The organism is Candidatus Sulfotelmatobacter sp. (assembly GCA_035498555.1).
Taxonomy (GTDB): Bacteria; Eisenbacteria; RBG-16-71-46; order RBG-16-71-46; family RBG-16-71-46; genus DATKAB01.
In genome coordinates, this window is sequence record DATKAB010000137.1 from 1 (window position 1) to 2,716 (window position 2,716).

5 protein-coding genes are annotated in these 2,716 nt (G+C 69.2%); 3 read left to right on the forward strand and 2 right to left on the reverse strand.

Going from position 1 to position 2,716, the window contains the following annotated elements; translation table 11 throughout:
- Positions 1-391, forward strand: a 391-nt coding sequence (locus VMJ70_11560; GenBank protein HTO91757.1) for a hypothetical protein, incomplete at its 5' end; no start/stop codon positions are given.
- On the opposite strand, the gene VMJ70_11565 is transcribed toward VMJ70_11560, so the two are convergent.
- Both VMJ70_11565 and VMJ70_11570 read right to left on the reverse strand, forming a co-directional pair.
- Positions 373-582, reverse strand: coding sequence for a hypothetical protein (locus tag VMJ70_11565; protein ID HTO91758.1), 210 nt, complete (start codon positions 580-582; stop codon positions 373-375). The genes VMJ70_11560 and VMJ70_11565 overlap by 19 nt on opposite strands.
- Before the next feature lie 23 nt (positions 583-605).
- Entirely contained in the window at positions 606-1,118 is a 513-nt protein-coding gene (locus VMJ70_11570) for a DUF1993 domain-containing protein (GenBank protein HTO91759.1), read from the reverse strand.
- Between the two features lie 84 nt (positions 1,119-1,202).
- On the opposite strand from VMJ70_11570, the gene VMJ70_11575 reads away from it, so the two are divergent.
- Together VMJ70_11575 and VMJ70_11580 are read left to right on the forward strand one after the other, a co-directional pair.
- Positions 1,203-1,829: a DUF47 family protein gene (locus VMJ70_11575; protein ID HTO91760.1), complete on the forward strand. Its 627-nt coding sequence runs from the start codon at positions 1,203-1,205 to the stop codon at positions 1,827-1,829.
- A partial coding sequence (locus VMJ70_11580) for an inorganic phosphate transporter (protein HTO91761.1) occupies positions 1,829-2,716 on the forward strand: 888 nt, incomplete at its 3' end. The genes VMJ70_11575 and VMJ70_11580, both read left to right, overlap by 1 nt.

The following is a 2,716-nucleotide window of genomic DNA, read 5'->3' on the forward strand; positions in this document are numbered from 1 at the left end:
CCTCGTCCCGGCCGCACCTCGCGGCAGGAGAAACGAGATGGGATCCCGCTTCGCGCTCCGGTTGGCGCTCGCGCTTCTCGCGCTCGGCGCCACCAGCTGCACCCAGGAGAGCCAGAACCGGCTCGGCCGCTCGGTCCTCAATTGGACCGGCGACAACGGCGTCCTCGACTTCTACGCCGGCGAGAAGCTGGTCATGCGCTTCATCAAGATCGACAAGCTCACCACCAGCATGGGCACCTCGCACGGCAACGACCTGCCGCGCCCGTACCGCTACGGCTGGGGCGTCCTCGACGAGAACCAGAACTACGTGGCCGACCCGGGCGAGAAGAAGCTCTACTTCGAGGTGAGCGACTTCGCCTCGAACTACATCTTCTACGAGAACCCGCACTGAGTGGGCCCGGCCGAGCGAAGCTCGGCCACGAGCCGCTCGAGCACACCCACAGCCACCGCCACGACGACGGCCACCACGGGCACTCCCACCCCGGCGAGCTGGCCTCGCTCCGGCACACCCACGCGCACCGCCACGCGCGGCTGGAGCACAGCCACCCGCACTGGCCGGACGTGCACCACCGGCACGAGCACGGCCGAACGCCGAGACCCGCGCGCTACGAAACCGCCCCCAGGTAGTCCATCTTGCCGAGCTCGACGCCGCCCTGACGCAGCAATGCGTAGGTCATCGTCGCGTGGAAGAAGAAGTTCGGCAGGGAGAAGCCCCCCAGCATCGCCTCTCCGCTGAGCTTGATCGTGCGGCCCGGGCCGAGCGGGAGCTCGATCTCGCGCGACTCCGCACCGTCGAGCTTCGCCGCCGGCACCGACTGGAGGTAGTCGATCGCCTTGCGGATGCGCGCGCGCAGCTCGGCGAAGCTCTTCTCGTCGTCGGGCCATTTCGGCGCCTCGACTCCGGCGAGCCGCGCGACGCAGAGCTTCGCAGTGTCGCTCGCGATCTGGATCTGGCGCGTGAACGGAAGCATGTCGGGCGTGAGCCGCCAGGTCAGGAAGCTGGCGGCGTCGAACTTCTTCGCGGCGGCGTGCGCCTCGGCCTTGTCGAGCCAGGCGAGCATGTTCTGCAGCGTGCGCGTGAAGACCTGGCTGCTGGCGGCGTGCATCGAGAGCGGCATCGGGTTCCTCCGAGGTGGCGTTCGGACCACCCCGACTCGCGCGGGATGTGTTAGTACGGTGCCGCCCAACGAAGGGGGGTTCCGATGCTCGCCAGGCTGCTGCCCCGAAAGTCCGAGTTCTTCGTGCTGTTCTCGCGCCACGCCGAGCTGTGCGTCCAGGGCGCGCGGCTGCTGGCAGCGCTCCTGGCCCAGCCGGCGAACGGCAAGGAGGGCTACGATCGGGTCCACGAGGTCGAGCACGAGGCCGACCGGGTCTGCCAGGAGACGATGGAGACCCTGCACTCGACCTTCGTCACGCCGATCGAGCGCGGCGACATCCACCAGCTCTCCAGCCGACTGGACGACATCGTCGACTCGGTCGAGGCCACGGCCCAGCGCGTGTGGCTGTACGAGATCGGCCGGCCCACGCCCGAGGTGATCGAGATGGGCGCCAACCTGGTGCGCGCGACCGAGGCGCTGAAGACCGCGGTCGACGCGCTGAGCGGCCGGCTCGACGCGACGCGCATGCGCGAGCTGTGCGGCTCGGTGAAGCAGGTCGAGAAGGAGAACGACCGCGTGCTGCGCCGCGCCACCGCCCGGCTGTTCAAGGAAGAGAACGACGCGCGCATGCTGATCAAGTGGAAGGAGATCTACGAGGACGTCGAGCGCGCGGTCGACTACTGCGAGGACGTGGCGAACGTCATCGAGGGCGTGGTTCTCGAGAACACCTGATGGAAGGGCTCCTCGTCGCAGTCGTCGCCGTGGCGCTGTTCTTCGACTACACGAACGGCTTCCACGACGCCGCGAACGCGGTCGCGACGTCGATCTCGACCCGCGCCGTGCCGCCGAACGTGGCGCTGCTCGCCGCCGCGGCGCTGAACATCGTGGGCGCTCTCGTCTCGACCAACGTCGCGGCCACGCTGGCCAAGGGCATCGTCGACGCGGGCGCGGTGAACCCGCCCGTCATGCTGGGCGGACTGATCGGCGCGACCGCCTGGAACCTGCTCACCTGGTGGTGGGCGCTGCCGTCGTCGTCGTCGCACTGCCTGATCGGCGGCGTGGCGGGCGCGGTGCTCGCGACCTCGGGTCCCTCCAACGTGCTCTGGGCCGGGATCCTCGAGAAGGTGCTGATCCCGACCGTCTGCGCGCCGCTGATCGGCTTCGCGGTCGGGATCGTCCTGATGGTCGTCATCCTGTGGATCTTCAAGGAGGCGCACCCGGGCGTGCTGCAGCGGCGCTTCCGGCTGGCCCAGCTGGTGTCGGCCTCGTTCATGGCGTTCAGCCACGGTTCGAACGACGCCCAGAAGACCATGGGCGTGATCACGCTGGCGCTCTTCGCCGCGGGCCAGATCCCGACCGCGGACGTCCCGCTCTGGGTGAAGCTGGCCTCGGCCGTCGTGATCGGGCTGGGCACGTACTCCGGCGGGCGGCGGATCATCCGAACCCTGGGCATGCGCCTCGTGAAGCTCACCCCGGTACACGGATTCGCTGCGGAGACGGCGGCTTCCGCGGTTCTCCTGGGAACGGCGCACTTCGGCTTCCCGGTCTCCACCACGCACGTGATCTCGACCTCGATCATGGGGGTCGGGGCGACCCAGCGGCTCTCGGCGGTACGCTGG

Bases quoted from the DNA above. Each gene is read 5' to 3' on its own strand.
- VMJ70_11570 (HTO91759.1), bottom strand. From the start codon at position 1,118: ATGCCGCTCTCGATGCACGCCGCCAGCAGCCAGGTCTTCACGCGCACG.
- VMJ70_11575 (HTO91760.1), top strand. From the start codon at position 1,203: ATGCTCGCCAGGCTGCTGCCCCGAAAGTCCGAGTTCTTCGTGCTGTTC.